19 protein-coding genes and 2 pseudogenes are annotated in these 23138 nt (G+C 69.1%); 9 read left to right on the forward strand and 12 right to left on the reverse strand.

Features of this window, described 5'->3' with window-relative positions; all coding sequences use genetic code 11:
- Nucleotides 1–6: 6 nt before the first annotated feature.
- The 8 genes from AB0I66_RS00700 to AB0I66_RS00735 all read right to left on the reverse strand — a co-directional run bounded on the left by AB0I66_RS00700 (nucleotide 7) and on the right by AB0I66_RS00735 (nucleotide 8791).
- Entirely contained in the window at nucleotides 7–1206 is a 1200-nt protein-coding gene (locus AB0I66_RS00700; RefSeq protein WP_363205486.1) for an MCE family protein, read from the reverse strand.
- On the reverse strand, nucleotides 1206–2249 hold the full coding sequence (locus AB0I66_RS00705; protein ID WP_363205487.1) for an MlaD family protein: 1044 nt from the start codon (nucleotides 2247–2249) through the stop codon (nucleotides 1206–1208). Before AB0I66_RS00705 ends, AB0I66_RS00700 begins: the two co-directional genes overlap by 1 nt.
- Nucleotides 2246–3280, reverse strand: coding sequence for an MCE family protein (locus AB0I66_RS00710; RefSeq protein ID WP_363205488.1), 1035 nt, complete (start codon nucleotides 3278–3280; stop codon nucleotides 2246–2248). Before AB0I66_RS00710 ends, AB0I66_RS00705 begins: the two co-directional genes overlap by 4 nt.
- Nucleotides 3277–4614, reverse strand: coding sequence for an MCE family protein (locus AB0I66_RS00715; RefSeq protein WP_363205489.1), 1338 nt, complete (start codon nucleotides 4612–4614; stop codon nucleotides 3277–3279). Before AB0I66_RS00715 ends, AB0I66_RS00710 begins: the two co-directional genes overlap by 4 nt.
- Nucleotides 4611–5453: an ABC transporter permease gene (locus tag AB0I66_RS00720; protein WP_363205490.1), complete on the reverse strand. Its 843-nt coding sequence runs from the start codon at nucleotides 5451–5453 to the stop codon at nucleotides 4611–4613. The genes AB0I66_RS00715 and AB0I66_RS00720 overlap by 4 nt, the downstream gene beginning before the upstream one ends.
- Before the next feature lie 3 nt (nucleotides 5454–5456).
- Nucleotides 5457–6254, reverse strand: coding sequence for an ABC transporter permease (locus AB0I66_RS00725; protein ID WP_363205491.1), 798 nt, complete (start codon nucleotides 6252–6254; stop codon nucleotides 5457–5459).
- Complete coding sequence (locus AB0I66_RS00730; protein ID WP_363205492.1) at nucleotides 6251–7267, reverse strand: ATP-binding cassette domain-containing protein; 1017 nt, start codon at nucleotides 7265–7267, stop codon at nucleotides 6251–6253. The genes AB0I66_RS00725 and AB0I66_RS00730 overlap by 4 nt, the downstream gene beginning before the upstream one ends.
- A gap of 87 nt (nucleotides 7268–7354) precedes the next feature.
- Nucleotides 7355–8791: a DUF6801 domain-containing protein gene (locus AB0I66_RS00735; protein ID WP_363205493.1), complete on the reverse strand. Its 1437-nt coding sequence runs from the start codon at nucleotides 8789–8791 to the stop codon at nucleotides 7355–7357.
- Nucleotides 8792–9517: 726 nt separating this feature from the next.
- Between AB0I66_RS00735 and AB0I66_RS00740 the strand changes: the two genes are divergently transcribed.
- Nucleotides 9518–10762, forward strand: a complete 1245-nt coding sequence (locus AB0I66_RS00740; protein ID WP_363205494.1) for a helix-turn-helix domain-containing protein — start codon at nucleotides 9518–9520, stop codon at nucleotides 10760–10762.
- Nucleotides 10763–10765: 3 nt separating this feature from the next.
- Here AB0I66_RS00740 and AB0I66_RS00745 read toward each other — a convergent pair whose 3' ends face one another.
- Nucleotides 10766–12397, reverse strand: a complete 1632-nt coding sequence (locus AB0I66_RS00745; RefSeq protein WP_363205495.1) for a hypothetical protein — start codon at nucleotides 12395–12397, stop codon at nucleotides 10766–10768.
- Nucleotides 12398–12682: 285 nt separating this feature from the next.
- On the opposite strand from AB0I66_RS00745, the gene AB0I66_RS00750 reads away from it, so the two are divergent.
- Both AB0I66_RS00750 and AB0I66_RS00755 read left to right on the forward strand, forming a co-directional pair.
- Complete coding sequence (locus AB0I66_RS00750) at nucleotides 12683–14056, forward strand: hypothetical protein (RefSeq protein ID WP_363206634.1); 1374 nt, start codon at nucleotides 12683–12685, stop codon at nucleotides 14054–14056.
- 118 nt (nucleotides 14057–14174) lie between these two features.
- Nucleotides 14175–14471: a hypothetical protein gene (locus AB0I66_RS00755; protein WP_363205496.1), complete on the forward strand. Its 297-nt coding sequence runs from the start codon at nucleotides 14175–14177 to the stop codon at nucleotides 14469–14471.
- 32 nt (nucleotides 14472–14503) lie between these two features.
- Here AB0I66_RS00755 and AB0I66_RS00760 read toward each other — a convergent pair whose 3' ends face one another.
- Complete coding sequence (locus AB0I66_RS00760; protein ID WP_363205497.1) at nucleotides 14504–16000, reverse strand: HEAT repeat domain-containing protein; 1497 nt, start codon at nucleotides 15998–16000, stop codon at nucleotides 14504–14506.
- Between the two features lie 648 nt (nucleotides 16001–16648).
- On the opposite strand from AB0I66_RS00760, the gene AB0I66_RS00765 reads away from it, so the two are divergent.
- A complete protein-coding gene (locus AB0I66_RS00765) occupies nucleotides 16649–17788 on the forward strand; it encodes a lipase (protein ID WP_363206635.1) in 1140 nt (379 codons plus the stop codon).
- A gap of 41 nt (nucleotides 17789–17829) precedes the next feature.
- Here the strand turns inward: AB0I66_RS00765 and AB0I66_RS00770 are convergent, their stop codons facing one another.
- Nucleotides 17830–18396: a TetR/AcrR family transcriptional regulator gene (locus AB0I66_RS00770; protein WP_363205498.1), complete on the reverse strand. Its 567-nt coding sequence runs from the start codon at nucleotides 18394–18396 to the stop codon at nucleotides 17830–17832.
- A gap of 197 nt (nucleotides 18397–18593) precedes the next feature.
- On the opposite strand from AB0I66_RS00770, the gene AB0I66_RS00775 reads away from it, so the two are divergent.
- A complete protein-coding gene (locus AB0I66_RS00775) occupies nucleotides 18594–20018 on the forward strand; it encodes an MFS transporter (protein WP_363205499.1) in 1425 nt (474 codons plus the stop codon).
- Nucleotides 20019–20135: 117 nt separating this feature from the next.
- The gene (locus AB0I66_RS00780; protein ID WP_363205500.1) at nucleotides 20136–20621 is read left to right on the forward strand and encodes a phospholipase; all 486 of its coding nucleotides are present in this window, start codon (nucleotides 20136–20138) and stop codon (nucleotides 20619–20621) included.
- Between the two features lie 97 nt (nucleotides 20622–20718).
- Here the strand turns inward: AB0I66_RS00780 and AB0I66_RS00785 are convergent, their stop codons facing one another.
- Nucleotides 20719–21465 carry an aminoglycoside phosphotransferase family protein gene (locus AB0I66_RS00785; RefSeq protein WP_363205501.1) on the reverse strand — a complete coding sequence of 249 codons (747 nt, stop codon included), beginning with the start codon at nucleotides 21463–21465 and terminating at the stop codon, nucleotides 20719–20721.
- Between the two features lie 155 nt (nucleotides 21466–21620).
- Between AB0I66_RS00785 and AB0I66_RS00790 the strand changes: the two are divergent.
- The 3 genes and pseudogenes from AB0I66_RS00790 to AB0I66_RS00800 all read left to right on the forward strand — a co-directional run.
- A pseudogene (locus AB0I66_RS00790) lies at nucleotides 21621–22212 on the forward strand (transposase).
- Between the two features lie 56 nt (nucleotides 22213–22268).
- Nucleotides 22269–22598, forward strand: a complete 330-nt coding sequence (locus AB0I66_RS00795) for a hypothetical protein (RefSeq protein WP_363205502.1) — start codon at nucleotides 22269–22271, stop codon at nucleotides 22596–22598.
- Nucleotides 22599–22682: 84 nt separating this feature from the next.
- Nucleotides 22683–23040 (forward strand): annotated as a pseudogene (locus tag AB0I66_RS00800) (transposase family protein); the annotation flags it as partial.
- Nucleotides 23041–23138 lie beyond the last annotated feature (98 nt).

The following is a 23138-nucleotide window of genomic DNA, read 5'->3' on the forward strand; positions in this document are numbered from 1 at the left end:
GGCGCTTCATGGCCGGCCTCCCCCGGCATGGTCCGTCGTGCCGTACACGGTGCCGACCGGCGGCAGCGGCAACGCGGGCAGGCTCTTGACCCGCTTTTGGGGGACGGCCACGAGATCCTCGGCGCCGCCGCTCCCGCCCGTTCCGCTCCCGGTGCCGCTCGCCGAGGCCAGTTCGTTGATGTTGGCGCGGCCGTCGATGGTGCGGGTGCGCGGGTTGTAGGCCTGGTCGAGGTTGGCGGCGGCCAGCGGCAGGACGTCCAGGGCCTCGGCCACCGACGCCCGCTGCTCGACGACGGACCGGGTCAGGCCCGCCAGTTTGTCGACGTTCGACTTCAGGCGGCCCCGGTTGTCCTTGATGAAGCCCTTGACCTGGCCAAGGGCCGTCCCCAGTTCCTTGAGGGCGCCGGCGAGGTCGGTCTTGTCCGCGGAGAGGAAGCCCGCCACCTCGGACAACTGCTGCTCGGCGCGCGCCACTTGACCGTCCTTGCGCTTGAGCATGCCGATGAACTCCGCCAGCTGCTCGACGGTGGTGACGAGGTCGCCGCTGTTGCCGTGCAGGACCGCGGAGGCGCCGCCGAGCTGGTGGATGGTGTCGCCGATGTCCTTGCCGTTGCCCTTCAGGTTCTTCGCTCCGGCCTCGACGAGCCCGGCCAGAGCGCCGTCCTTGTTCGCGCCGTCGGGGCCCAGGGCGTCGCTCAACTCGGTGACGCTCTTGAGGAGTTCGTCGACCTCCACGGGGGTCGCCGTGTGCTCGGCGCTGATGACGTCCCCGTCGCGGATCTGCGGGCCGCCGCCGTAGGCGGGGCTGAGCTGCACGAATCGTCCTGACACCACGCTGGGGGCGACCACGACGGCCTGCACCTGGGCGGGCACCTTGACTCCTTCGTCCAGGGTGAGCCGCACCCGGACCTGTCTGCCCTGGGGCCGGATCTCGTCGACGCTGCCGACGCGCACCCCCAGCACCCTGAGGTCGGATCCTTCGTGGACGGCGACGGCGCGGTCGAAGTAGGCGGTGAGGTGCTTGCCGTCCCCGCCGCGCGCCAGGGCGGTCACCCCGACGATCCCGCCCGCCGCGAGGAGCGCGAGGGCGACAAGGATGACCACGAGCCGTCCGCCCCACAGGGCGCCGGTGGCATCGGCGAGCCGCTCCCCCAGCCCGCGACGTGTCTGTCTGCGCGCGCGGGCGGGTGGTCGTGTGCGGGGCATCAGCGTCCGCCTCCCTGTTTCGGCGGCATGCATCCGCTGGCCGGTCCCGTGCCCGCGGGCACATAGTCCTTGGGGACCAGGCCGCACAGATAGCCGTCCATCCAGCGCCCGTTGCCCAGGGTGTTGCCGACGAGCCGGTAGTAGGGTCCGGCGGCGGCCAGGGCCTTGTCGAGGTTCTTCTGGTTCTTGCTCAGGACGCCGGTCACGCGGTCGAGCGCGGCCAGCGCGGGCCCCAGCCTGCGTTCGTTGTCGCCGACGAGGCCGCTGATCTCGGTGCCGAGGTCGCGGGCGCCGACAAGCAGCGCGTGGATGGACTTACGGCGGTGGCGTACCTCTTCAAGGAGCAGGTTGCCGTTGTCGAGCAACCGCTCGAACTGCTTCTTCTTGCTGTTCACCGACGTGGTGAACTGCGCTGACCCATCGAGGAGTTCGGACAGCTCGTCGTTGCGCGTGGAGATCGTCCGGGAGAGTGCGGAGAGGCCCTTCATGGCTTTGCGGACGTGCGGCGGTGTGTTCTTGAAGGCCCCCGAGACGGCCTTGAAGCTCTTGGCGAGCTGGTCCTCGTCCAGCGCACCGGTGGTGCGGCTCAGGCCGTTGAACGCCTCCATCACGTCGTACGGGGAGGTGGTGCGGCGGGTGGGGATGCGCCGGCCGGGGTCTTGTTTGCGGCTGCCGAGCGGATCGACCGCCAGGTATTTGGCGCCCAGGAGGGTCTTTATGGCGATGCCGATGGTGCTGCGGTCACCGACCCAGGCATCCTTCACCTCGAAGGTGACCTTCACCTTGGGGCCGTCCAGGGCGACCTCCTCCACCTTGCCGACGCGCACGCCGGCGATGCGTACCTCGTCGCCCGCCTTGAGCCCCGCCGAATCGCGGAAGTCGGCGGTGTAGCGGGTGCCGCCGCCGATCACGGGCAGCGATTCGGCGTTGTAGGCGAGCAGCCCGATCAGCGTCATGGCCAGGAGCCCGGCCAGGGCGACGGCCACCGGGTTGCGCTCGTTGACGGGTTTCATGCGCGGGCGTCGCAGCCGGGGCAGCTTCATGCGCGACACCTCGCGTCCTTGATCGCGAGTCCGGTCGGCGGCGGGCTGTCGTCGTAGGTCGAGACACCGCTGACCTTCGCCTCGCAGAGGTAGAGGTTCAGCCAGGAGCCGTAGGAGGCCGTGCGGGAGACGGCGGCCATCTTCTGCGGGGTCTTCTCCAGGAAGGTCTCCACCAGTGGCGCGTTGTCGGCGAGGGTCTCGGACACCCGGCCCAGGTCGCGGATGCCGTCCTTCAAGGGCGCCCGGCTCTCGCCGAACAGGTCCGCGGTGCTCACGCTGAGCTTGGCCAGTGAGTCGACGGACCGGCCCACGCTTTTCCGGTCGTCGGAGAAGCCGGAGACCAGCTTCTCGACCGTGCCGATGAGTTCGGTGAAGCCCTTCTGCCGGGTGTTGACCGCCTTGAGGACGCGGTTGAGGTTGCTGATGACCTGCCCGATCACCCGGTCCTTGGCGGCGACCGTGGTGGTCAGCGAGCCGACCGTCGCCAGGAGGCTCTCGACCGTGCCGCCCTCGCCCTGCAGGACCTGCACGATCGACCCGGCGAGCGCATTGGTGTCCTGCGGGGAGAGTCCCTGCATCAGCGGCTGGAACCCGTTGAAGAGCTGGGTCAGGTCGAGTGCGGGGGTGGTGCGGCTGAGCGGGATCGTCTGCCCCGGCTCCAGGGTGCGGCCGACCGGTCCCGCGCCGCGGCGCAGATCGACGAAGCGCTGCCCGAGCATGTTCAGGTACTTGATGGATGCCGTGGCCGAAGCGGGCACCCGCCGCTCCCCCTCAAGGGTGAACTCCACCTGTGCGTAACGGCGTTGAACGATCTCGATGGAGGACACCTGGCCGACCTTCACCCCGGCGATGCGCACCGAGTCGCCCTCGTTGAGTCCGGTGGCATCGGTGAACCAGGCCTTGTAGCCGCGGCTCTCGCCGACGTCGCTGCCCGAGACGCTCAGGGCGAGCACGGTGGTGGCCAGGGCGGTCACCACGATGAAGATCAGCGACTTGACGGCGGGTCCGGTCAGGCTGCGCTGTCCGCTCACTTCAACCGCACCTCCGCCCCGCGAAAGGCCGGTCCTGCCAGCACGCTCGACCAGTCGGGCAGGGAGTCCCGCCGGTCCTTGTCCGGTGCGGCGAGCAGTTCGGTGACAAGGGTGTTCTCCTGGGGCGAGTTGGCCACGCCGAGTCCGCCGGACACCCCGCTCAGGGTGGTGGCCGTGCTCTGCTGCGCGGCATAGGAGCCGCCCGTGTAGGGGACGGGGTAGCAGCGCGGGCCGCCCCCTGCCTCGTAGCGGGGCGTGTCCCGGCCCGGTGTGTAGGCGCCGCGCGAGGGGACGACCCGCACATCGACGCGCAGGCCCGGCCGGTCGGTGCCCTTGCCCAGGGCGGCGTCCATCGCCGGCACGAAGTCGGCGACCGTGCTCAGGGTGCAGGGGAAGGCGGGCGCGTACTGGGCGAGGATCTCCAGGGTCGGGCGGCTGGTGGTGGTCAGCCGGATGAGGTTGGCGCGGTTGCCGCGCAGCCAGCTGCCGGTCTCCTGGGAGGTGCTGGTGACCGACGCGTACAGCGTGGACAGGTCGGCTCGCTGTGCGGCGATGGTGGCGCTGGTGGTGGTGGCGTCGTGCAGCGCGTCGACCAGGTCGGGGGCGGCATCGGCGTAGGTGTCGCCCAGTTCGACGAGTTGCTTGATGTCGCGGTTCAGGGAGGGCAGATGGGGGTTGAAGTCCTTCAGGTAGCCGTTGAGCTCCACCAGCGACTCGCCGAGCTTCTGCCCCCGTCCTTCGAGGGCCTGCGCGAGCGCGGACAGCGTGGCCGACAGTTCCTGCGGCTGTACGGCCGTCAGCAGGGGCAGCAGGTTGTCGAGCACCTGCTCCAGCTCGACGGCGCTGCGGCTGCGGTCCTGCGGGATGACACTGCCCGCGGCCAGCGGGCGCGCCGAGGGATTCTCGGGCGGTACGAGAGCCACGTACCGCTGCCCGAACAGAGTGGTCGGCAGCAGTTGGGCCTGAACATCGGACGGCACGCGGCCGATCTGGTCGGGTTGCAGGGCGAGGGTGAGCCGTGCGGTGCGGCCGCCTGTATCGATCTTCTCGACCTCGCCGACGACGACGCCGCGCAGCTTGACCTCGGCGCGAGGGTGCATCTCGCTGCCGGCGCGGCCCGTCTCGACGATGACGGTCGCGGAGTCGGTGAACTCCTTGTCGTACACGGCGATCGACAGCCACACCAGCAGGGCGGGCACCACGAGGTACACCACTCCGGCGAGCCGTCTGCGGCGGGCCAGGGCGCCCTCGGTGGGGCGCGTGCGCGCCGCAGGCGCCGCGGCCGGGCGGGACTGGGCCTTCGGCGTCTCGGGCATCTTGGGCGGGGCGCTCATCCGGCCACCTTCACCGTGGTCGTGGCGCCCCACAGCGCCAGGCTGAGGAAGAAGTCGGTGACGCTGATCAGCACGATCGCGGTGCGCACGGAGCGGCCGACGGCCACCCCCACCCCGGCAGGGCCGCCCGAGGCGCGAAAGCCGTAGTAGCAGTGCGCGAGGATCACGAGCACGCTGAAGATCAGCACTTTGAGGAAGGACAGGAGCACGTCCGTGGGGACCAGGAACAGGTTGAAGTAGTGGTCGTAGGTGCCCGTCGACTGCGAGTTGAACAGCACGGTCGTCGCCCGTGAGGCCAGGTAGGAGCCGAGCAGGCCGATGCCGTACAGCGGGATGACCGCGATCGCGCCGGCCACGATGCGCGTGCTGACCAAGAAGGGCGTCGAGCGCACGCCCATGCTCTCCAGGGCATCGACCTCTTCATTGATGCGCATCGCGCCCAGCTGGGCGGTGAACCCGGCGCCGACCGTGGTGGACAAGGCCAGGGCGGCGACCAGCGGGCCGATCTCGCGGGTGTTGAAGTAGGCGGAGACGAAGCCGGTGAACGCGTCGGTGCCGATCTGGCTGAGCGCCGCGTAGCCCTGCAGGCCGACGACCGTGCCGGTGAAGACGGTGATGCCGATCATCACGCCGACGGTGCCGCCGATCACCCCCAGACCGCCGCTGCCGAAGGCGACCTCGGCCAGCAGCCGCTGGATCTCCTTGGGGTAGCGGCGCACGGCGCGCGGAATCCAGATCAGCGCCCGCAGGTAGAAGAGGAGCTCGTCTCCGGGCCGGTCCAGCCAGGCGAAGGCGCGGCTCTTGCCGCCACGATTGCTGCCGCGTTGCGTCAGGGCCATGGGTCACAGCCCCTTCGGGGGGACGAGCTGGAGATAGAGGCCCGTCAGGACCATGTTGACGAAGAAGAGAATCAGGAAGGTGAAGACGACCGACTGGTTGACCACGTCGCCCACGCCCTTGGGGCCGCCCTTGGGGTTCAGTCCGCGGTAGGCGGCCACCACACCGGCGATGAAGCCGAAGACCAGCGCCTTGAACTCGCTGATGTAGAGATCGGGCAACTGGGCGAGCGCGGAGAAACTGGCCACGTACGCGCCCGGGGTGCCGTTCTGCATCACGACGTTGAAGAAATAGCCGCCCAGGGTGCCGACCACGGAGACCAGGCCGTTGAGGAGCAGCCCGACCAGCATCACGGCGAGCACCCGGGGCACGACCAGGCGCTGGACGGGTGAGACGCCCATGACCCGCATGGCGTCCAGCTCCTCGCGGATGGTGCGCGAGGCGAGGTCGGCGCAGATCGCGGAGCCGGCGACGCCCGAGATGAGCAGGGAGACGATCAGCGGGCTGGCCTGCTGGATGATGACCAGGACGCTGGCGCCGCCGGTGAAGGCCTGCGCCCCGAACTGCTCGATCAGGGAGCCCACTTGGAGGGCGATGACCGCTCCGAAGGGGATGGTCACCAGCATCGCGGGCAGGATCGTGACGCTGGCGATGAACCAGAACTGCTCGACGAACTCGCGCCACTGGAAGGGCCGTTTGAACATCAGGCGGAGCACGCTCAGAGCGAGCGCGAACAGGTGGCCGATCTCGCGCAGCACGCCCAGGCCCGGCAGGGGCTGACGCGGGGCAGGGGGTGCGCTCATGTGGCCGCTCCCCTGACCACCCGGGGCGCGGCGAGCCTGGGGGCATCGCCCTCGCGCAGGCTGGCCTCAATGGCGCGGCGGGCCGCGGGCGGCAGTTCGTGCAGCATGCCCTGGACACGCTCCCGGCGGCGGCGCACCGCCCGGCGTTCGGGCAGTCCGGGCGTGGGCGCCAGTTGCGGCACGATGGTGCGCTCGACCGGGGGCCCGGCGACGATGCCGTGCGCGGCCTCCAGGTCCAAGGTGGCCTGGTCCTTCTCCTCGGACATGCCGATGGGCCCCGCCCTGCGGGCACTGAGGAACTGTTCGACCACCGGCTCCTCACTGGTCAGAAGCACTTCGCGGGGCCCGAAGGTCACCAGGTTGCGGCGGAAGAGCATCCCCATGTTGTCCGGGACGGTCGCCGCGATGTCGAGGTTGTGGGTGACGATGAGCATCGTCGCGTCGATCTCGGCGTTGATGTCGATGAGCAACTGCGAGAGGTAGGACGTGCGCACCGGGTCGAGCCCCGAGTCCGGCTCGTCGCACAGGATGATCTGCGGGTCGAGCACCAGCGCCCTGGCCAGACCCACGCGTTTGCGCATGCCGCCCGATATCTCGCCGGGCAGCTTCTTCTCGGCACCCGCCAGGCCGACCAGTTCGAGCCGCTCCATGACGATGCGGCGGATATGCGTCTCCTTCTTGCGGGTGTGCTCGCGCAGGGGGAAGGCGACGTTGTCGAAGAGGCTGAGCGAGCCGAAGAGCGCGCCGTCCTGGAACATCAGGCCGAAGAGCTTGCGGGCCTCGTACACGTCCCGTTCGCGGCTGTTGACCATGTCGACGCCGTCGATGAGGACGTGCCCCTGCTCGGGGCGGACCAGGCCGACGATCGACTTCAGGAAGACCGTTTTGCCGGTTCCGGACGGGCCGAGCATCACGCTGACCTCGCCGCGCGGCAGGGTCAGGGTCACGTTCTGCCAGATGTTCTGCTTGCCGAACGACTTGGTCAGTCCTTCGACGACCACTTCGACTCCCATCGCACCTCCTTGCTCAGAGTTCGGGGTTGTGCATGGTCAGGTCGCGGCCCCGGGCTTGCGGCCGGTGGCTCGCGGCTCGCTCGGCGATCAGAGGTCGGCAAGCGCAGGGATCTTGCAGGCGGATCCGGCGCCGCAGACACGCCCCTGGCGGATCTTCAGGGCGTTGCCCGGTCCGGAGACCGCGCCGGAGAGCAGCGCGTCCAGGTCCTCGCCGTGCGTGCCGCACCCGCTGAGCGCCGGAATGTGCAGCTCGCCCTGCAGCAGCCCGCCCTCGCTGACCGGATAGCTGCCGGTCAGTTCCGTCTCGACCGGCCGCGAGGTGCGGCAGCGGGGCCCGACATCCAGGGGCACCCCGTTGATCCGTACGTCGTACAGGCGCAGATGCTGGCGATAGCCGACCCGGGTCACCGGCGCCTTGCCCGGCCGGATGATGTTGACGATGGTCGCCGGCTCGGGCTCGAAGCGGACCTTGGCGGTGGTCGGCTGAAAGCCGAAGGTGAGGAACGTGCCCTGGGTGTCGGGCAGTTGCATGAGGCCCAGGTGGTCGTACTCGACGTAATCGGGCGCCCTGACCTCGCGCATGCGCATGGCCAGGTGCATCAGGCCGACCCGTTGCGCGCGCGGGTCGTTGACCAGGGCCGAGCTCTTGAGTTTGCGCAGGGTGGCAAAGCCCGCGGGCACCGCGCACATCGAGGTCGGCTCCAGCTCGCTGACCTCCCCACCCGCGGGCACCGGCGGCAGCCGCTCGGGGTCGAGCGTGCCCTTGGGCGGCTGTGCGGGGCAGGCGTCCGCGGCGGCGCGCGGCTGCGGCCCGGCGTCGATGCCCTGAGGGGTATCGCGCGGGGTGTCGCTGTCCGGGGCGCCGGAGTCGCCGGGCGGCGCCGAGGGCGTTCCTGAGGCAGGCGCCTCGACGGGAACGGCCGCGAGCAGCGTGTCCGCACCCTTGGCCGGAGTGCAGGCCAGCTCGGCCCGGTCGGGCCGCACGCCCGCATTGCCGGTGCCTGCACCTGCGGTGGCAGTGAGGGAGAGATGCAACTTGCCGGCCGCGAAGGTGACATCGCCGGCGGAGCCGACCCTCACATGGGGCACGTCGCCGCCGAGGCCGATCTCCACGGCGCCCTGTGCGGGCAGCCGCACCTCGGCGGAAGCCAGGTCCGCCCACTCGGCCTGCGCCCGCTCGCGCCCCTGGGCGACCGCCGTGGACAGGGCGGCCGTCCCCGCGACCGATGCAGTCCCGTCGGGCAGGAGCTCGGCCACAACCGGCCGTGGCAGGGTCGCTCGTACGCTCACCTCCGTGGGCCTGATCGGCTTGCCGACCGCGCCGCGTTCGGGAAACGCGGCACCGATGGTGACCTCGACCTGCCGGTTGCCCGAGGGCAGGGTGCAGTCGTACGCGGCCGTGAGCCGGGCCTCCCGCTGATCCCGCGCGGCCGAGCCCGAACCGGGCAGCAGGCCGAGCAGACATGCCGCCACAGCGACCGCGGCCACCCGTGCGGTGCGCCGACCGCTCAGGGCATCAGTCATCGCTGCTCTCCGATCAGAGGGCGGACCCCGCGGCAGGGGGGCCGCCGCGGGGTCCGATGGAGTGGTCCTCATGTGGTCCGCGGGGAGCCGGGGCCACTTGCGCGAAGGGGCATCCGCACGTGAAGGACCGAAACAGGCACCGGGCAATACCGTCCAATACAGCCCGATCTGCTTCCTGTTCGACTTTCGAAACGGACCTTACGCACGGGTAACCGAACGGCGCAACGGCCGAATTGGAAAAGGCCCGCGGACCGGAAACACCAGGCATTTCCTTGTCTCAAGCACAGCAAATCCACATGCGGCTTCGTCCAGAAATGAGTACTCCTCACCCAACCTCTTGACGAAGGGTGAACCCACGCGATCCCACCTCCCCTCGCGCGAACACAACGCGAACGCAACCGGTGCCGGGCACCGCTTTTGTCACCCTGCCAACAACATGCGGAGGAGGTTCATCCTGCGGTGAGCACTTCGCTGCCGACCTCTTGACGGGCGGCGCTCACGCAGGGCGCCCTGAACACGTCACCAGCGGAACGGTGTTGACCGAAAGAGAGTGATGAGCAGGGTGCGCACCGGCTGTCCATGGTCTACCGTGCCAGGGGTTCCACAGCGCCAAGATCACTTATGAGCCGCCGCCAGCCGGAGACCACCGGGGTCGACAAGGACCGATTCCATCCCCGGACACTGCCGGTCAGCGGTTTCGATCACGGGCGGAGTAAGGGGAGTTCCATGACTACTGCATTAAAGGCGGGGGACGCGGGACATCCGGCGTCCACCCTCCCTCGCGAGTTCGCCGCGATCATGCGCCCAGAACTGCCCGGACTCATCCAGGAAGTCATCGAGGAGATCCACCGGTCCTACCCCGAATACGCGGAAGTCCTCGACGGGCCCTATTCCCGGGCCGTGCATCTCATTGTCGAGCACAACCTGACGAGCTTCGTGGATCAGGTCGCCGCCCCGGACACCTCCACCGTGCAACGCGACAAGGTGTGCCGCATGTTCGGGCGCTTCGAGGCCTACGAGGGTCGCAGCCTGGACACCATGCAGGCGATCTTCCGGCTGGGTGCCCGGCTCGCCCTCAACCGGGCCAAGGGGGTGCTGCGGCGGCTCAATCTGCCGGCCGGCCTCATGCTCTCCTTCGCCGACGCCCTGCTGGCCTACGTGGACAACCTCATGGAGGTCTCCCGCGAGGGCTACCAGGAGGCGCGGGCGGAGATGGAGCAGGGCCAGGACATCCAGCGTCAGCGGCTCCTGAAGCACCTCCTGTCGGATGTGTCCGTCCCCCGGGCGACCCTCGTCGAACTGGCCGAGCGCGCCAAGTGGCAGCTGCCCGACGAGGTCACACCGATCGCCTTCAGCACGGAGGGCCGACCCGACCGGGGTGCCGTCGCCGAGGACGTCCTGGTCGACCTGGGCTCCTCGCTGCCGCACGCCCTGATCCCCGGTGCCGTCGACGAGCACCGCCGCGCCTTCATGGACGCGGCCCCGCACACCATCCGCGCGGCCGTGGGACTGACCGTACCGCTGGCGGACGCGGCGGAATCCTTACGCTGGGCCCGAAGAGCCCTGAGCCTCTCCGAGGCGGGCGTCCTGGAGGGCGCCGCCCCCTACATCCACTGCGAGGACCACCTGGTGGCCCTCACCCTCTTCGCCGATCCCGGCCTGGTCTCGGCGCTCGCCAGGCAGCAGCTCGCCCCTCTGGCGGGCCTGACGGCCAATCAGCGCGACCGGCTCATCAGCACCCTGCGCGCGTGGCTCGACACCCGCGGGAACGTCCTGCAGATGGCGGATGCACTGCACCTGCACCCGCAGACGGTCCGCTACCGGCTGCGCAACCTGGAGAAGGTCTTCGGCACCCTGCTGGCCTCACCGGCCGACCGGTTCGCCACCGAACTGGTCCTGCGCGCCCTGGAGTTGCGCTCCCGCCGCAGTGCCACGGCTCACCGCCCGGGGCCGCAGCCCCTCACCGGCTGACCGTCAGGAAGACGGATCCGCGCCGCATGACACATCAGAGCGCCCAGCCGGAACCCTGATCCTGGTCTTGATCAGCCGCCCCTCCACCGTGCCGATCACCAGAACACCGTCCGGACCGGCACTCAGGCACGTCGGGGTATAGACGTGCCCTCCATGGGTGAGCGTCCGGCGCCGCACCACCGTGCCGTCCGCGGAGCGCAGCGTGAGCAGCTCGCAGGCACCGGCTCCGGTCACGGCATGGACGAACCCGCCGTGCACATCGACATCGACACCGGTGACCTGCGCGTCGAAGCGGTGGGCCCAGACCACGGCACCGCCCGGGTAGGCGCGTCGTACCAGGTGGGTGCCGTCGCGCGCCGTGCACGTGTGGACGATGCCCGGCCCGGCCTCGTCATCGACATACACGGCGGGACCGCCGCGCAGGAAGGGGCCGAGGGAGTCGTGCCAGGCGAGCGGGAACAGCCGCTCGATCCCGCTGGGGCCCGCCCGCACGACCCACTTCTCCAACAGTTCCACCCGTACGTCCGCGCCACCGACGCCGTAGAGGAAGAGCAGATGGGGCGAGCGTCGCACCGGGAAGTCGAAGGAGCTGCCACACTCCCCCAGTTCCAGGGTGGCCAGCCGTCGCCCGGACGGGGTGAGCACCACGCTCTCGTACGGCGGCCAGTTCGGTCCGGGAAACAGCTCCCGGGAGTCCCGGGCCACCCAGGCACCATCTGTACGCGACGCGATGGCGACCGGGAAGTCGTAACGCAGTTCGGTGAGTTGGGCTCCGTCGGCGAGAGCGAAACGGCGCAACAGGGTGCGCCGGTTGCTGCTGTCGCCTTCCAGGACAGTGGCCCAGACGTTCTCCTCGTCCGGGGTGACATACCAGCGACAGCCATTGCGGAGGAACGGGCTGTCGTCGGGCACCGGCACGGACCACTGCAGGACGCCGTGCGGCGACCAGCACTCCACCAGGGCGCCGCCCGCCGACGAGACCAGCATCCGGCCATCCCCCAGCACCTCCACCAGGGACGTTCCGGTCCGCCGGGCCCAGGCGCGGCCCTTCTCGACGGCGAGGCCGGCAAGAAAGCGCTGAGGCTGATCGATGTCCGGCCCCTTGATGCTGACCCAGTCCACTTCCACCGGCACCTGCGGCCAAGAGACCTGTGCCGCCAGCACGTCAGCGGTCACGCCGCGCCAGTCGTCACGCTCGACGGCCGAGCGTGTGTACGTCAGGACCGGTTCGTCGAATTCGGTGACCGACCGAGCGAACGTCACCTCCAGGTGGCGCGCGTCCCGCCAGCGCAGATAGGTGACACCGCGGCCGGCGACGGCCACGTCAGTACGACGCCGGGTCTCCACCTCGTACAGGTGCAGTCCGCCCCTGAGCTCGAACTCGTCTCCGTCCTCCGTGCCCACGGCGAGCAGGGGAAGAACGGGATGGAAGGTGAGACCCTCGATGCCCTGTTGCAGCACGAACTCGTCCCACAGGACGAGATCGCCGGCCCGGTATACGACGACCCGTCCCCGCCCCAGCCCATCGCGGCCGCTCCCGGAGCAACTTACGGCGATCCAGCGGCCGTCCGTACTCACGTCGGTCGTGTACGGGTGGCCGATCTCGGGGAACGGGTCATCGGGTATGAGGTGCACCTTAGGAGCGTAGCGTCCGAAGATCGCCGGTAGACGTCTGACCGCAGGCCGCAGGCCGCGAGCATGCCGGGGCCGCCGCAAGCCGAACACTATGACCGAAACGACCAGGGCGTAGCTATCGGATCCACCTCGTCCCTAGCATCCTCGGCGCGGCGCACCATGCGTCGCGAAAGGACAAGGAGCCGCGTCTTGAAGAGCTTGAGATCGTTGCTGTCCCACCCCCGAGGGCCGCGAACCAGCAGACAGCAACGTGCGGCACTCGTCGCCGGCCTCGCCGGTGTCGTCGTGGCCGGCGCGCTCACCGGTACACCCAGCGCCCACGCCGAAGCGGGCCGCCCCCACCAGGCCACCTGCCCGACGGACCTGAAGGACACAGCGACGTGTTACACGGGCCAGGACGCGAACAGCGCGTACTACTCCATAGCCATCCCCCGGAACTGGAACGGCTCGCTCGTCGTACACGCCCACGGCGGTCCTGACCTCGGTGACGGCTCCGACCCCGAGCGCAGCGCCGGCGATCTGGAGCGCTGGTCGGTGATGGTCAAGGAGGGCTATGCCTGGGCCGGCTCGTCGTATCGCCGCGGTGGGTACGGCACCCGGATGGCCGCCGCGGACACGGAGAACGTACGCCGCCTGTTCGTGCAGAAGTTCGGGAAGCCGAAGCGCACCTATGTGCACGGCCAGTCCTGGGGCGGGGGCGTCGCCGCCAAGGTGGTCGAGACCTACGCCTCGAAACGCGGCCCCTACGACGGAGCCCTGTTGACCAACGGTCTCCTGGCAGGAGGATCACGTGGCTACGACTACCGCGTCGACCTGCGCGCGGTCTACCAGTACTACTGCCGCAACCATCCCCGCCCGAGTGAGCCGCAGTACCCACTGTGGGAGGGCCTGCGCGCGGGGTCGTCGATGACGAACGCCGGCCTGCGCGCGCGGCTCCAGGAGTGCACCGGATTCAGCTCGCCTCCCGAGGAACGAAGCGCACTGCAGCAGCGCAACCTGCACGACATCCTGGCCGTGACCGGTGTCCCGGAGCGCACCCTGGAGTCACACCTGCGCTTCGCGACGTTCACCTTCCGCGACATCGTGCACAACCGCCTCGGTGGCCGCAATCCGTTCAGCAACGCGGGTGTGAGGTACTCCGGCTCCCACGACGACAAGGCCCTCAACGCCGGCGTGGCACGGTTCAGTGCTGACCCGACCGCCGTACGCGACCTGTCCTACGACAGCGACCTCACCGGGAAGGTGTCGATTCCCGTCCTGACGATGCACGCCATCGACGACCCGACCGTCTTCGTGGAACACGAGGCGGCCTACCGCGCGTCCCTCGCCGGTGCGCACCGAAGCCGGTACCTGGTGCAGACGTTCACCAAGGAGAGCGAGCACAGTGGGCTGAGCAACTCTGAGTACGCCAACTCCGTAGCTGCTCTGGACAGTTGGGTCCGCACAGGCAAGAAGCCAAGTGCGGGGAGTATCGCAGCATCCTGCCCGGCCTTCGATCGCACCTACGGGACCGGCTGCTTCTACGATCCGGCCTACACCCCGGCCTCCTACGCCTCACGGGTTGCTCCCCGGCCCGGCGGCGCCAAGTGGCCTGCCATGACGGCTTGGCAGGAGAGGGCGTGGAGTCGGATCGACGGGATCGGTATCGCTGCCAAGTAGGACGCCGTCAGGCCTGTATCGCCATGCCACCATCGTGCGGACACAGAGCTGTTCGCCTCCTTCCAGCTTGTGTTCGTGGGGCGGCGACAGCCCGACCCGGCGCTCATAGAATGCCGGGATGCCCAAGCCGATACCGATGAACCGCCGCTTGTGGATCGCCGTGTGGGCGGTGCTGTGCGCGGGCGGCCTCGCTGCCACGACCGCACTGAACACCTCCTCGACCCGGGACGCACAGCCCACGAAGCCCGTCAGCGCCGAGTGCGGCCGGTACATCGCGAACATCGAGAAGCAGCTGGCCAAGGCCAAGCAGGAGGGCGATGACGAGGACGGGGTGGTGGCCTTGTCGGGTATCCGGGTCAGCGCCGAGGAGGACTGTGGCGACGAGTTCCGCGATCACTTCGCCGGCAATCGGTGAGCGTCACCTGTTTCCGTTGTCACCCTGTCTCGTCAGTCGCTTCGGCAGTTGTCCAGGGCGCGCAGCGCTTCGGCCGCCGCCGCGCGGACAAAGTCGCATGGGTCTGAGTCCAAAGCGGTGAGCCGGTCGCGCAGCCGCTCCTCACCGGGGGGAAGTGTGCCTGCCTCCTCCACCCAGTGGGCGATCCCCTCCGCGGCGGCCTGGCGCACCCATCTTTCCGCGTCGTCCAAGTGCCGCACGAAGAGCGGCAAATCATGCGGGGTGCCGGCGTCCGTCGCTTTGTGGGGGTCCAGGAGTGACAGCGCGGTGGCCCGGACAAGGGGCGAAGTGGTCCGGTCCACCAGTTCCCGCAAACCGGGCAGGGCTTCCGCCAGGCCCGTGAGGACCCGCTCTGCCACCCCGAACAGGGTGGCGTCGATGCCGAGACGGGTGACCAGCGCCCGGGAGACCGCCGCGCGTTCCCACGGCCGGAACCCCGTGCCCGCCATCGCGTCCAAGCCCCGCAACGCACCTTCGTACACCCCGGGCGCGGCATGGTCCAGCAAGGGAAGCAGCAGCCACACGGCGTCCCATCTCCCCATGTTGCCGTAGGCCGTTGCTGCTGCCGCGAGCGTGGGGGCGGCCGTTGTCGGGTCGGTGAGCAGGGCCCGCAGGAGCTTTGTGGCGGTTCTGCCGCCGACGGCCCCCAGGGCAGCGGCGGCCGCCGGCGCCGCCCGTTCGTCCCTCAGCCAGTGCGAGGCCGGACCCAGCAGCCGCTCGTCACCTGATCGCCCCAGCAGGAACAGCAGTTGTATCGCCACCTCCGGGTCTCGCTCCGCTGCCAGGGCAGCGACCAGCGCGTCCCGTATCTCTGGGCGGTTCACGCGCGCCAGTCGAAAAGCCACGGCGCAGCGCACCTCGCTGGAAGTGCCCTCAGCCAGCTCTCTCAGCAGCGACCGCAGCAGCCGGTCGGTGTGCAGGTCCGACAGCATCAACACGGCACACACGCGGGCGGCGTCCTCACCCAACTGGGCCGTACGAACGACCTCCGCCTCGACGTCCGGGTCCTTCTTGAACATGAAGACCATGGCCCGCGCCCGCCCCCAGATGCCGTGTGCCGGATCACCCATCAGCCGGACGAGCGCGGGAACATCACCGGGAACGCCCAGCTCCCGCAATGCCTCCAAGGCGTTGATCCGCAGGTGGTGGTCCGGATCGTGAAGCAGTCGCGCATAGGCCTCCACGACCTCTCGATCGCACAACCCGAGCCGGATGGACGCCAGAGAGGCCTGCCTGCGCACCCGCGGATCGTCGTCGTCCATCAGCGCGGGCAGAGTCTGCGACCCTGCCACGGCGACCCCCAGCCTCCCCAGGCCCATCGCAGCGCCTTCCCGCACCTCGGGCGCGGGGTCGGCCGCTGCCCGTACGAGCACCGTGGCGTGCTCGGGCTCCCCGAGTTTGCCGAGACCCTTCGCCGCAGCTGCCCGTCGCCAGGTGTCGCCCGTCTCCAGTTCCCTCACGAAGAAGGCAACCTGATGTTCTCTCGTCATGTGCACCCCGGGAAGTAAGACTGCCGAACCCACGGGAGGTTGCACGGCCGCACATCGTGGCATTGTGGATCAACTGATGATTGGATGCTGAGCGTCCATGTAGGGGGATTTCCATGCGTCTTCGTGCTGCCACCGCCACCGCCGTTCTCATCCTGTGCGCCACAACCGGCATGACAGCCTGCTCATCGACGCCGGATGCAGGAGCCACGAAAGCGCCCACCGGTCGTACGACGACCAACCCTGCACCCGCGGACGACGTCAAGGGCAGCATCACAACGGGCAAGCGGCGGGCGGCGGCGCCCACGACCACTGATGGGCCGAAAGCGGATAGCCGCCCCGAGTGCGCCACCTCTGCCGCTGAGATCCCGAAGGAGTGTGCTCTGGACCTGTCGTTCTCGCAGAGCAGCGAGGGCCAACCGACCACCGGATCACCGCACACGCCATAACCTCGCCTTTCAACCCTGCACCCCTGCACCCCTGCAAGCCGCCCTGTCCGCCCCGCTATTTGCAGCGTCCCGTTCGTCGCTCTGGGCTACGTTGAACCCCATGGCGCCAAGCGCTTGCAGGTCAGGGGACAGCGGGCACCGGTGGGCGCGCTCGCGATGTTCCACCGTAGGTTGATCGTGGGTGGGAGCGGTGACGGTGGCGATGCGGGCGGTTGCGCTGACGGGCGGGCCGGTGGAGTTGCGCGGTGCGCTGGATGTGGAGACCACGTCGGCGGGGGTGATGCCGAGCCGGTTGCCCGCGTGGACCAAGGAGCAGTATCAAGATCCGTCGGTCCACGGGGTGAGCGTGATGCCGTCGGGCGTGCGGCTGGTGTTCCGCACCGACGCCCGCGTGCTGGAGTTCGAGGTGCTCACCTTTACCGGACAGCTCGACGGCGACCCCGAGCCTCGCCCGACCGGGATGCTGGAACTGCTGGTGGACGGCACGGTGGTGGAGCGGCGGCAAGCGCCGGTGGGCCACGTGATGCGAATGTCGGGTCCCCGCGGCGCGCAGCACCTGATACCGGGCGAGCCGGGGACGGTGCGGTTCTCCGGCCTACCGGCCGGCATGAAAGACATCGAACTGTGGCTGCCACAGCAGACCCCCACGGAACTGGTGGCCTTGCGCGCCGACGGCGAAGTGCTGGCACCGCGTGCGGACGGCCGGCGCCGATGGGTGCACCACGGCAGTTCCATCAGCCACTGCCTTGAGGCTGATGGCCCGACCGGCACCTGGCCGGTGGTGGCGGCCGCGCTCGGAGGGGTTGAGGTGATCAACCTCAGCCAGGCAGGCAATGCGCTGCTGGATCCCTATGTCGCCCGGACCATCCGCGACATGCCCGCCGACCTGATCAGCCTCAAGGTGGGCATCAACATCGTCAGCCTCGCCGCCTTCCGGCTGCGGACGTTCGGCCCGGCCGTCCACGGATTCCTGGACACCATCAGGGACGGCCACCCGGACGCCCCGTTGCTGCTGATCTCCCCCATCAGCTGTCCGGCGCTCGAGGACACTCCAGGGCCCACCACGATGGACCCGGACGGGAAGATCACTGCCACCGCAGACCCGGTCGAGGTGGCCGCGGGCGCGCTGTCGCTGGCGGTGGTCCGGGACGAGCTCGAACGCATCGTGACGCTACGCCAGAAACGCGACCCCCGCCTGCACTACCTCGACGGCCGCGACTTGCTCGGTCCGGACGAAACCGACGATCTCGCCGACGGCCTGCACCCCACCGCGCCCGCCTACCGGCGCATGGGCAAACGCTTCGCCGCCCACGCCTTCACCAGCGAGGGCCCCTTCGGCTGAACGTCACGCTCTCGATGCAGCGATCCGGGACCCGGTTGCCGTCACAGCAATCGGTCGACCAACCCGTCGATGTAGTCCGGGGTGAGCGGGCCCATGCCGAACAGGATGCGGATGTACATCGGGGCCAGAATGTGGTCCAGCACGTCGAGCGCGTCGGGTGCGTCCTCGCCCCGTTCGCGGGCGCGGTCGAGCATGGACTGCAGTTGTCGGGTGCGTTCGGCGCGGAGGTCATCACGCGCCTGCACCCCCGACTGACCGCTGCTGGTCAAGGCAACGGCCAGGCGCACCACCGCCAGACCGTCAGGGCCGGTGATCTCGCGTGCCACTTGAGCCGCGTACGTGCGCAAGTCGCCGTCCAGGCTTCCGGTGTCAGGCATCGGTGACTGCGCGTTGAGGCGGGTGAGCGCCACGTCGGTGAGCAGGCTTTCCAGGTTGCCCCACCGGCGGTAGATGCTGCTGTCGGCCACGCCCGCGCGGGCCGCGACCTCGCCCACGGTGAATTTGCCGTAACCACGCTCGCTGATCAGGTCGGTGACGGCCTGGTGCACCTCCGCGCCGATGCGGGCACTGCGCCCGCCGGGCCGTCGGGCTCGCTGTCGCTCGTTCATGCCACCCACCTTAACGCAGTCAGGACTTGCGTTTGCGAGGCAAGCTCTCTAAAGTCCCCTAACGCAGTCACCGACTGCGTTAGTGCGTTCAGAGATGCATCGCCACCCGCGTCGACCGTGGGCGGGTGCACCAACGATCGAGAGGACTCCTCATCACTGCATCGCTTACGGCCGAAGGCAGTCGATCAAACAGGGCCGTGCTGCTCACGGTCGCCTGCCTGGGCCAGTTCATGGTTCTGCTCGACAACACGATCGTTGGAGCGGCGCTGCCCGACATGCAGCACCGGCTGCACACTCAGCTGACCGGCCTGCAGTGGATCGTCGACGCGTACGTACTGCTGGTCGCCATGCTGCTGCTGTCCGGCGGGATCTTCGCCGACCGATTCGGGCGCAAGCGGGTGTACTTGAGCGGCGTGGCGGTGTTCACCGTCGCGTCGGTGCTGTGCAGCCTCGCGCCCTCGGTCGGCTGGCTGGCCGCCGGCCGGGTGCTGCAGGGCATCGGGGCCGCGGCGCTGAGCCCTGCCTCGCTGTCCCTGATCGCCGCCGCCTATCCCGCGCCGCAGGAGAGAGTCAAGGCGATCGGGCTGTGGGCCGGATTCAGCGGAATCGGCCTGGCCGCGGGCCCCGTGGCCGGCGGTGTGCTGACGCAAGCCTTCGGCTGGCCCGCCATTTTCCTGGTCAATCTGCCCATCGGCGTCATCCTGCTGGTGCTCGGCCTGCGCCACCTCGCCGAGTCCCGTAATCCGAGCGCCCCCGCGATCGACATCCCGGGGACGGTGCTGTCCGTTCTGGGGGTGGGGGCGCTGACGTACGGGCTGATCGAGGGGGGTGCCCGCGGCTGGACGGCGCCGGTGATCCTGGGCAGCTTCGCCGCCGCGGTGATTCTGCTCGCCGCGTTCGTCGCCCTCGAAGCGCGTCGCACTGCTCCGATGCTGCCGCTGCGGCTCTTCCGGCAACGGCTGTTCACCGTGTCCAACACCGCCATGATCGTGGTGGGGTTCGCACTCACGGGTTCGTCGTTCTTCTTCTCCCAGTTCTTCGTGTACGTCCAGGGCAGCTCGATCATGCGCGCCGGCCTGCAGACCCTCCCCCTCTCCCTCGCCATGGTGATCGTCAGCCCCTACGCGGGCCGGCTCGCCGCCCGGTACGGCTTCCGCATCGTGGTCACCACCGGCCTGGCCTTGGCCGGAGGAGGGCTTCTGGCGCTGGGCGCGGTGCACGCGGACACCGGATACGCGAACGTGTGGTGGCGGCTGGGAATCATCGGCATCGGCTTCGCCCTGACCCTGTCCCCGCTGACGGGCGCCGCCATCCAGGCAGTCAGCCCGCAAGAAGGCGGCCTCGCCTCGGGCATCAGCAGCACCACCCGGCAGATCGGCGCGGTGCTCGGCGTGGCGGTACTTGGAGCCATCGTCCGCGCCCGGCAAACCGGCGGCGCCTCCTTCGAAATTGGCCTCAACAGCGCCTTCGCCGCAGCCGGCGTCATCACACTGGCCACCGCCGTGTTCACCGGTCTGTGGATGGCAAGGTCCAAGCCCGCGGAAGAGTCCGCCACGGCGCGACATCTCACCGAGCCGACCACGGTCTCCACCACCAACGGCGCATCCGTGAACCGCCGTTGATCACGCCCCCCCCGGCCGTCTCCCAGAGTTCACGCGAGTGCCTTGTTTGTTGAAGTACCAACTGTGGGAATGACAGGGCTTGTTGAGACGGAAGTGTCATCCCCCACAGGAGGCCCCATGCGCCGTCGACTCACCGCTCTCGCCGTAAGCACCGCTTCCCTCACCCTGGCCGTAGGCGTAGCCGCGTCCCCCGCTTCGGCCGTGCCGGCCGACAAGGCCCAGGTCCTCAGCCGGTGGACCCAGACCGACGCGGGCAGTTACAACGCCTGGGTGTCGGCCAACGGCAACCAAGGAGCCTGGAGCGCCTATCAGTTCAACTGGTCCACCGACTACTGCTCCAGCTCCCCCGACAACCCCCTCGGCTTCCCCTTCAAGACGGCCTGCGCCCGCCACGACTTCGGATACCGCAACTACAAGGAAGCGGGCACCTTCAACGGCAACAAGGCCCGCGTCGACAGCGCCTTCTACGAGGACCTGAAGAGAGTGTGCGCCAGGTACAGCGGCGCGACGAAGACCACCTGCAACGGGACGGCCTGGACGTACTACCAGGCCGTCGACAAGCTCGGCTTCACGGGTGTGGTGGGCGACGGAAGCGCCGCCTGACCGGCGACTCTCCTGCACGACGGGCGGTGACAGCGTGCATGTCACCGCCCTCACCGCCCTTCTACGCCCCGCCTGGCAACGGCCGGCCCCGCGTTCCTCACATCCGGGATTTCAGCACGTCGACCTCGCAGCCCGGCGCGGACGGGTCGAAGCCGTGCTCGACCAGCCAGCGAACTCCCAACAAGCTGCGCAACGACCCCCACGCGCGGATCACCTCCAGGTCTACGTCGGTGCCGTAGCCGGCGAGAAAGTCGTCGAGGCACTCTTCGTGCCCGAGCGTCAAGGTGGCGATGTCGTAAAGGGCATCACCCTGGCCTGCCTCGGACCAGTCGATGATGCCCGTGATCTCGTCGCCGTCGACGAAGACGTGTGCGATCTGCAGGTCGCCGTGCGTGAACGCCGCAGTCCACGGACGGAGCGCGGCCTCGGCCACCTGGCGGTTGCGGGTGATCAGGTCGGCGGGCAGGACATCGTTTGCTACGAGCCACTCGCATTCGGAGTCGAGTTCCGCCGTCAGTTCTTCGAGATCCCGACCGGCCCGGCCGGGCCGGGGAGGCAGTGGCGCATCGTGCAGCTTCCGCAGGGCGGCGCCCGCCGCCGCCCACGCCGCCGGGGACGCGGTCACCGGCTCACCCAGGCGTCCGAGCGCCCTTCCCGAGACCGCGGCGATCGCGAGCACGGGCGGTTTGCGCCACAGCACCTTCGGGGTCGGGACAGGCGCCAGCGCCATCACCTCGACCTCGATGTCGGTACGCGCCTGATCGGCATCGACCTTCAGGAACACGTCGCCGACCCGCAACGTCGCGCGTTCGTGATGGGCGACGATGACGTTGACCTCATCCATGTCGACCAGTATCCCGGGATGTTCGTGGACGTCACCGGATTTATGACGTGTGACGGCGCGGCAGCATCGACTCGAGGAACGCGGTCGGCGCGCCTCCCCACGCCGTGTTTTAGGAGTAGCTGCTGTACCTGGTCCTGTGCGGTGACGATCCTGGTGTGGGGCGAGGGGATCTCTCGGATGGTCAATCGGCCGTCCTGGAGCCGTTGTTGCCGGTTGTGGTGCTGGGCCGTCCGTCCTGTCATCGGCGAGCGTTGATCGATGGATTCGTTGGCGGGTGCGGACGGGGGCGCCGTGGGGGGCATCCCTGCGGAGTAAGGACCGTGGCAGACCGTCTACAGGCATTTCCGCCGCTGGCAGCGCAATGGTCTGTGGGCGGAGGTACGCAGTTTGCCGCCTTGCTGGAAGCCACTCGCGCGCCCCGGCCCGGCGCGGGGCGCCCTCGCGTCCGACCGCTGCGGGTGCGGGGTGACTGGGCCTATACGTCCCGGGTCAGCGCGCCTACCTGCGACGGAGGGGCATCCGGTGCCCCATGGCGGAACCGGCTGGTCAGGCAGGTCATCGCCGGCGTCGGGGGTCAGCAGGCGGGCAGCCTCCGTCCTTTGACCACGAGGACTACAAAGCCCGCAAAGCCGTCGAGTGCGGGATCAACCGCCTGAAGCGCAACCGGGCGATGGCCACGCGGATCACAAGCTGACCGTGCGATACCTGGCGGTTGTTCAGGTGGCAGCGATCAACGAGTGGCTGTAGCCGACCCCCTACGATGCTGACCTGATCGGTTGCCGACCCGGGGAGAGGACCATCCGATGGGGGCCAGAGGCTACGGCGTGGTCAGCGAGAGCGGTGATCACATCGAGGGAGCTTCCGAGGACGCTTTGTTCGAGATGATCAGTGCACTCGACGGCACGGACAACACGTTCATTGTCATCGAACCCGACACGGACGGCCCTGCCTGGTTCGCGTCTGTGGCCGTCCTGGAAGAGGGCGGGTACGAGATCGTCCGCAGTGACTCCGCCCGTCGCGAACACAAGGTCCACACGGAAACTGACATCAGCCGCATCGCACTTGACCTCATCGTCTGGCTGGCTGCACGCAACATTCCAGGCCAGCCAGCCAAACGGGGCACCGACCTCTAACCCTCGATCTAGCCTGATTGCCCGAGCAAGTACACACGCTAGAGGTTGTCCGGTGCCTCATGCGGTTGCTGGCGTTGACTGGTCATGGGTGGGGTGATGTCAGCAGATGATCCGAAGTGGATCGAGCCGTTCACCGGGCTGAGTCCGGCACAGTTCAACCGGCTGGTCGCGCTGGTGCGACGTCGTGGCGGCGATGTGCAGCGGGGCGGGCCGTGGCGATTGCCGCTGGGAGACCGGGTGTTGCTCGTGGCCATCTACTGGCGCACAAACCTGACGCTGCGGCAGGTTGCCCCGTCGTTCGGGATCTCGAAGTCGGCCGCGGACCGGATCCTGGACCACCTCACGCCGCTGCTGGCGATCTCACCGGCCCGGCGCAAGCGCGAGGACACCGTCTACATCGTCGACGGCATCCCTGGTCCCCACCCGGGACCGCAGCATCGCCGCCTCCAGGGCAGCGGCGTTCACCAGGCCATCCTCGGCATCGCACGCCTCCACAACATGGCCCTCACCGGATAACTCCCGCCCCATACGGGACAGCCT

Origin of the sequence: Streptomyces sp. NPDC050439 (assembly GCF_040655335.1) — a bacterium.
Lineage (GTDB): Bacteria > Actinomycetota > Actinomycetes > Streptomycetales > Streptomycetaceae > Streptomyces.